At 40.7% G+C, this 7764-nt stretch carries 6 protein-coding genes; 2 read left to right on the top strand and 4 right to left on the bottom strand.

Annotated elements, in window-relative coordinates:
* Positions 1–890, top strand: an 890-nt coding sequence (locus H5202_RS15910) for a transposase (protein WP_182772943.1), incomplete at its 5' end; no start/stop codon positions are given.
* A 652-nt stretch (positions 891–1542) separates the two neighbouring features.
* Here the strand turns inward: H5202_RS15910 and H5202_RS15905 are convergent.
* From H5202_RS15905 to H5202_RS15890, 4 genes are read right to left on the bottom strand one after another with little or no spacing between them, the layout of a single operon-like run.
* Entirely contained in the window at positions 1543–3063 is a 1521-nt protein-coding gene (locus H5202_RS15905) for a TniQ family protein (protein ID WP_182772942.1), read from the bottom strand.
* Positions 3060–4088 carry a TniB family NTP-binding protein gene (locus H5202_RS15900; RefSeq protein WP_182772941.1) on the bottom strand — a complete coding sequence of 343 codons (1029 nt, stop codon included), beginning with the start codon at positions 4086–4088 and terminating at the stop codon, positions 3060–3062. The genes H5202_RS15905 and H5202_RS15900 overlap by 4 nt, the downstream gene beginning before the upstream one ends.
* A complete protein-coding gene (locus H5202_RS15895) occupies positions 4075–6018 on the bottom strand; it encodes a DDE-type integrase/transposase/recombinase (protein ID WP_182772940.1) in 1944 nt (647 codons plus the stop codon). Before H5202_RS15895 ends, H5202_RS15900 begins: the two co-directional genes overlap by 14 nt.
* A gap of 14 nt (positions 6019–6032) precedes the next feature.
* A complete protein-coding gene (locus H5202_RS15890) occupies positions 6033–6647 on the bottom strand; it encodes a TnsA endonuclease N-terminal domain-containing protein (RefSeq protein WP_182772939.1) in 615 nt (204 codons plus the stop codon).
* 226 nt (positions 6648–6873) lie between these two features.
* On the opposite strand from H5202_RS15890, the gene H5202_RS15885 reads away from it, so the two are divergent.
* The gene (locus H5202_RS15885; RefSeq protein WP_182772938.1) at positions 6874–7578 is read left to right on the top strand and encodes a hypothetical protein; all 705 of its coding nucleotides are present in this window, start codon (positions 6874–6876) and stop codon (positions 7576–7578) included.
* The last annotated feature ends 186 nt before the right edge of the window (positions 7579–7764 follow it).

Below are 7764 nucleotides of genomic sequence, written 5' to 3'. Positions count from 1 at the left end.
ACCATTGTTGTAGTCGCGTTGTTCGCCGTGCTTTTCTCTGCGGCGATGACAAGTTTTCTGGTAAAAACTACGACCACAGACGTGCTTGGGTAGAAGCTCAGCTGCTTGAATTAGCGGAGGTTTTCGCTATTGATGTTGCGGCCTATGCAGTGATGAGTAATCATCTGCATGTTGTGCTCAGTATCGACATATATCAAGCCAACAGTTGGTCTGATGCCGAGGTAATAAGTCATTGGCATCAGTTATTTAAGGGTACAGATACAAGCCAAAAGTTTGCTCAGGGTGAAACACTTGATGATTATGAACAGTGGGAGCTTAGTCACACAGTTGCGTTATACCGCAGCCGATTAAGCGATATTTCTTGGTTCATGCGGGCATTGAACGAACCGATAGCAAGGCAAGCAAATCAAGAAGATAACTGCACTGGCCGCTTCTGGGAGGGACGTTTTAAGTCGCAAGCTTTGCTTGATGAGGCTGCTGTACTCGCTTGCATGGCTTATGTCGACTTCAATCCCATCAGAGCCAAGATGGCAGATACCCCAGAGTACTCAGACCATACCAGTATTCAACTGCGCATTAGGGCTGCTTTGAAAGGCGAACAACCCAGTAACTTACTGCCTTTCATTGGCAACGAACGCAGCAATCAACCCAAAGGCGTTGCGTTTTCGCTGCACGATTATCTCGAATTGGTCGATGATACGGGACGTATTATTCGCAACGATAAACGCGGTGCTATTAGCACAAATAGCGCTAAGTTACTCACAAGATTGAATATCCCTCAAGATAACTGGCTCAAACTCACCACCGAGTTCGGTAAGCTATTTCACGGCCCAGTCGGCACACTTCAAAAACTTACCCACTATTGTGAACATCTAGATAAACGCCGATGACACTTCGCCAGTTGTTGCCAGCACTTAAAAGCGGGCAGACTTAAATCCCGAATTCAACATCTAAGTGCATCAATGACTGCTTAGGCCGCTGAAACTGCATGGGGTGGGATACTGTTACCTGAAATCTCTATTTTTCACTGATTTTTGCTTATTTCGTTACTCATGTTCCGTCCATTTGAACCGCTTTATTGCATTTTGGGTCAGTATAAACTTTATTTGATTACCGTACATTTCCTAATGCTGCTATTTATCTTTAGACCCTTTGCACTAACTGATTTATGTCCATTTTTGCGTTAGCGGCATATTCGTTGTGTCACTTTATACCACATTATGTGTTTCGGCGATGTAGATACCCGTCTTACATCAGCAACTTTTTACGTGCTTTCTCAATATTGAATGAATAGATGGTATTTATTTAACAAATACCATATAAGGCATAGAGCTAGTAAGCCCTAGTTCTCTGGACCTTTGGATATTCCGTTGTAAATCGCGTGCTTGATTTCTATCATCAGTTTTTGCTTCAACAGCATTAGAAAGATATAATTTCAAACGAATCTAACATTTTCCATTAAATTATTATGTTTTTGTATTCGAAATCAGATACAAAACATTTTCTGTGTATCAATTTTAGGATACAAAGAGATGAGAAGCTTCAGTAATCTTTTATTCTAGATTTGAGTTTGCAATGCTCAAGTAAGCTCGGGCCATCTATACTGCCACTTTCATGTTTAAATGCCGCTAGTTTTAATGTTCCAGACTTCACCATGTGATCTAGTTTTTTCAGGCCACAACCTAATGCTGCACATGCTTGAGGTTTACTGACAGGTTGCTTGCAAGCATTCTCACGCTGTTCGATTAACCATTTATTGAAACTAATAGGTTCGACTGAAACTGATGACAAATCAAATTTTTTGGGCGGTACTGCCTGAACTTCATGTCTGAGCAGTGCATTTAGTAAGTCACCATACCCACAGATGTGCCGACGTAACTGAATATCACGACGAGAAACAAGTAACCAACTTGATGGTATTTTTTTGCAAAAAGACTGCACAAGTTCTAATACTTCTCTTGAATCAAACAATTGATCGCGAATAATGGCCGTGCTGTTGATCGGCTTGATTTGTTTATTGTCTACTGCACTTAAGAAGTCTTCGCTTGCAAGGTTAAATAATGATGTAAGTTGTTCACGATCAACATGAAATCTTGCATTCATATCATGATTCCCGGGTATTAACTTTGCCCGAGCAGGCCTGATAAACTCTGAGTATTCAACCAGAGAGATCATCTCATCACTTTTCTCATCCTCAAACGAGAAATCGGAACCTTTTGTTTCAAAACTACAATAGTTCAGTTTGCTCTCTAGTCGGTACACAGGAGCAAGGAGTGCTCGGTCACCCAACTCAACCAATGAAGCCCGGGCATCTCGACATTGCTCCCGCCATATCTCTAAAGCACCTTGTGATTGAAGGACCATATAAGAACGCGAAATCAACTGACTCATTCCAAAGAACTCAGGCAGCGTTTGGAATTGATGAGATACTGTATCGAAAGGTCGAGCTATGGCAAACACTGTATTAACCACGTCATCGATAAGCCCGATTGTCTTAGCCGATGGGGAATAAACATCGTTCCAGAGCTGTAATTCCAATGGTGATGGCTCTATTAATATCTCATTTGCTTGTATCTCTGTCCATTGAGTATTGCAGTGAATACATCCACCAAACAGGGATGAATGCCAAGATAACGGTTTCTGGCATGCAGGGCAGTTGTCTATTAAAATTTGCTTATGATGAGAGCAGCATGAAAAAATCGCTAGCTGCCAGCGCCAATCCATTTTCTTGCTTTCAATCAAACAATCTAGGCAGACTCTTGGATTTTTGGCTGTGATATTTGCACATACTCTTGCGCCATCGTTTTGCCAGCGTTTATGTGAGAACTCTGCAAAATGCCGCAAACGATCAGATGATTGCTCTAACGAAGCGCTCAGTGCAGGGATAATCTTAGTGATTTCTTCATCAGACCAGTGCAACCAGCGACTTGCCTTCATTTTCCCCAAACCAAGAACTTCCAGCAACTGAGTAACACTTGTCAACCCGTTCTTATTGGCAACACGCAACAAGTAAGTAAACCAAGACTCATTTTCTTCCGGAGGAGGGCGCACGCCTAATATCATGCGACTTTTCTCATACTTTTTGTGGTCCGCTTCTTATGCTGCTCGTTTGTTGCCTGCTCTTTTAATGTAAGCCAAATTTCATGCTTCTCAATAACTTTCTCAGACGTAGACTTAAATGGATTAAACGATCCGAGCAAGTCATTGTATGGTTTGTCAGCATATGCCTTAGCAAAATCATCTTTGGTTATTGACCCTTTGCTCATCAGAGATCGCTGCACGACTTTAAACAACAGATACTTGAACTTTCTCGGCGATCCACCACAAGCTAAAAATATCGGCCTTAACATATTTTTATCGCATAGAGACGGCGCACTGATTTCAAAATCAATGAATAGCTGATCAAAAGCCTTTAGGAACAAACCAAAATTTTGAAGTGACTCTTTATCAACAAGGGAAAATGGAAGTAGCCGAAAGCTTTGGTAAGAAAATCGCTCTGCAAGCTCCGCATGTTCTTGTACTGCTGCTTCAGCTGTTGGAATGCCTGCGACAATCACAACCAGATGGTGTTTGTTCATCCGGTTTTTGATGAAGTTCAGCACATCAGTTGTGCGTTTCCCCGCGTGCTCTCGCAATAAATGCTGACATTCATCAATCACGAGTATTTTTACTCTTTGTTCCCGAATTAATGTATCGATACGTGACACAAGTTCTTTTTCTGTCCCTGTCGGTTTTGTGTGGCCAGCGGCAGTCAGCAAGTCAGAGCAAACACATTTGACAGTCGGATGCTCAGGCATCTGAAATTTTATGATGGGGACGGGTGTAATAGGATACTCTGCGCCTTTTAAAATCTGTTCCGATAGCAAGTGATGATGTTTATTCACAAACTTATCAAGTAACGTGCTTTTTCCTAAACCGGTATCTCCGAGCATCAACATACCAATAGATTTTCTATCGACAAACACGAGCATTGATTCAAGAGCCTGCATTGCGTCTTTGAATTGATTCGATTGAGTCACTTTCTTCTCAATCGCGTCTATTATGTCCATGACCAATGATGTTGAAGTCGATTTATTACGCATCTGCATGAGCATCCATGTCATTAAAATCGATATCATCACCAGTCTGCGTTGATGAATGTTCATCCGGCACATGTTTTTCTGCTAATTTCATGGTTGAAGAGCAGTTGAGCAATTCAGTGAGTTCTTCAATTTTTGTTGTGGCAGGCTTCTTTTTGCAAGCCTCTTTCATTTTATTCAGATGTAACTCGCGTGCAGACTGGACTGCTTTATTATTCCGAGTCGCTCTGCTGTGACCAAAACCTTTTTCTTTATAAGAATTTATTCTAGGGAATGCTGCATCAAATTCGGCACGAGACATGCCAACATTTACACGAGGATCAGTACAGTGCAGCTCTATCAACTCGCCAGTTTCTTCGTCGAGCACATTCACAGTACTAATGTCATTATTTGAGTAAGAAACTTTTACGGAAGCCTCATCACCACGCTGCCGCATCTGCATTCCGATTTCTTTCAATCGTCCATTAGGATCGTTGTATGAAAGGTGATTATTAACAACGCCAGATTGACTAGCATCACCCTGAATTTTGCGGTATGTAAAGTCGCCTTTGGCTCTTTTTATGTCATCCGCATTGGCTGGAAGCATCACGTGCAACATTGCCTGTGACTGCCAAACGTTGTAGGGCGTGTGATTGCCGAGTCCTTTATGTGGAGCCTGATGGTATTCATCGACAATCCACTGCGTTAATACATTCTCTAAGTCATCGGGTGTCATACACGCTTGTTCTCGCATTGTTGCATCTAGCTCTCGTTGGTCTTTAAATTTTCCGCAATATCCTGGTAGTGTGCATGCTAATTGCGTACGTAATGTAAAAAAGAAGCGTTCGATAAAAGGCTTTTTCCAGCCGCAACCGGTTTGAGCAAGCTGGGGATCGATTCCCGCTGACATGAGAAAGTGTTGAGTAGTGAGTGCAGTGTAGCCCGGACCACCATCAGAAACTAAGGTCTCAAAAACACCGCACATCGGCCAGGTGTTTATTACCTCTGGACACTTAATGGCGGGATCTTTTTCAAGTAAAGCATGTGCGTATGATTCAATGACAGAAGAAGCTGATTCGCCTCTGCCAATTTGCAGTTTGTAGCCCAAAATTGATCGCGAGTGACAATCGATTAAAACAAAGATTGTTGCGGGCCCGAGGTAATTGCCTTCATCATCAATGAGCCCCAGAGTAAGATTAACTGCATCTGCTTCTACACGCTGTAAAATATGATCTGTTAACAGCTTAGAAGTGTTATTTCTCGATGCTGCTCTAGCTGAGCGCTTTCCTTCACGCGCTTGAATAACATCGATTGGCGGCAGTTCTTTAATCCAATTCGCAAAAGTGGCATAACATGGTAACTCGTCATCACTTCCGACATATTCTTCGATAAAACAGTCATATGCACTCTGAACAGAAGGCCGTGATAAGCACAGATAGTAATCATCAATGCAAGCTAGTGCAAAATCTCGAATATTTTCATCGTAATATGAACCTCTCTTTCTCTTGCCGTTCCTCAGTGTCGCATAGAGTCCAGCAACGTGACCATCAGCTTTTTGATACCACCGGATCAATGACGTGCGTGATGGTGGATTGTCATCATTGAGGTCTCGTTTGACTTGGGCAATAACGGCCTTGATAAAATTGACACCACCGCATCCACCAAGAGGTCTTAAGGTCTTAATTCGTTGAACATAGGCTCTTCGCCGATCGATTTCTATCTTCTGCTCAATGCTGTAATCCATAGCATTAGCAGATAGCTTACGTTGATCAATAAATAAAAGTTTATTGTTTATAACATCTGCTTGAATGACGTTTGCTGCAACAAGTAGTTTTTCATGTTGCCCCAGACGAACGAAGACATAACTGTCATCACCTGATACATTTAATAGCGTCCCTTCGACGCCGTGATACTTTACTTTAGCCCCAGCTGGGCCGATTTTATGGAGTGAAATATTCATTGGCTTTATTCCTATTAATTAGACCAGCTGATTTGTAGTTTTGCCCACGGCGCGGATAAGTCCGCGCTTAACAGGTTGTGAGCAAGAGCGCGTTGAATAAAGCCATTTTTAATGCTGATTGATGCTAGATGCTGTGACAGTTCAGTATTTGATAAATTTCCAGTAGGAAGACTTTGTTTAAGTTGTTCAAACTCTTGCTCGGGGGGCTCATAAAGTAATGCTGATTTAAGTTTCTGATAATTAATGGCTCTTGACCCCACTCGAATAGTTGATTCTGTGATGACACGGAATACTAAGTTCTTCTGCTCAAAATAGGCTTTAAGAAATACGGCTTTTTCAAGAAACTCGATTTTATTTAGCTCTTCTTCATACTTGATTTCTATAATTTCAATTCTGTCAGAGTAGGTCACTCTAAAATCAGGGGTATAGCGTCGCTTTTTGTCATTGAAAAAAATAGTGAAGGCCTCAGGCTGACACTCAACGTCAATCACGTCAGTGGTGAACAGCAAGAGGTTAATGTAATCTCGTTCTAGCTTACTTTCGGTCCAAAAAACTTTTTTAAACTTTTTTGCCCATGAAATTCGGATTTCACCAACAGGAGATTGCGCGTGTAATTTTCTTTGTTTCATTTTTGAATCCTTCTGAGATGGTTTTCATAAAACCATGTACACTTCACTAACTGTAGTCACACATTTACAAAATGAAAGGTGTAGACTATTGATAATAAAGACATAATTATTGTTATATTATGTCTTGTTACTTCTATGTAGTTGTTCCAAACGGGAATTAAAAACCGAACAACTTTTTAAATATTTTTCGATATAATTTTGTGCAATAATGTAAGGTTGGTTTATTTTGTCAAAAAATCAGTTAGTTACAGAGCGAGAGGAACTTAATCGTCAATTGGGAGAGTTAGTTGAAAAAGATTCGGTCAAAGCTTACGTTTTACTTAAAACTCGGCAAGCTCTCTCTTCGTTAAAGCAGAGTGAAGTGCAGATTATAAAAGATTCTGAGGATGCTCTGAGCACTTCAACACTTTTGATGCTCATCAAAATTTCACAAGGTGAAATCGTTTTTCCTGCCGATGTGAAAAACAAACAAGGTCTTTTGATGGAGTTATTAAAAAACTACATTAAATTTTACTTACTAAAGCGCTATGCACGACGTTCACACGCTAAACCAAGTGCCATTTACTTGAAAGAGAAACAAGAATCAGGCTCTGCAAGTCGCTATAATGGTGGACGATTTGAAAAGTTTCAAAATGAAGATGAATACGGAGAAATCGGTTCAGTTAATTTTGATGATGAATATGAACTCGATGCAGAGCGTATTGACGCGATACTCAAATCTAAACATCTAACTGAAAATGAATTGCTTGTTATCAAAGCTCGTTCATTTGGTTATACATTCACTGAAATTTCAGAACATCTTGATGAAAAGGCTGACACTCTTCGTATACGCTTCGATCGAGCAATGAAAAAAGCGAATTTAGATAAAGACGCGTTTGGAAAAGTAACCAAGCGGACTGCAAACAAAGTAAACAATATCGTTAAGTCTTAACTCATAATAAATTAAAAACTGGCAAAAAAAGTTAAAAAGCATAGAATAACTGTGCATACATAAGGGCTATCCATTTAGCGCCACCAGTGTCAATATGTAGTGATGAAAACTTCATCGTATTTATTAAAAGCTGGTGTAGATTACCCTACAAGTTGGGGCGAATTTGTTGATTGGTTTCATGATGAA

It is taken from the genome of Shewanella sp. SG41-4, from assembly GCF_014164505.1.
GTDB lineage: Bacteria > Pseudomonadota > Gammaproteobacteria > Enterobacterales > Shewanellaceae > Shewanella.
The sequence above is the reverse complement of the archived record's forward strand: the minus strand, read 5'-3'. Positions and strand labels throughout refer to the sequence as shown.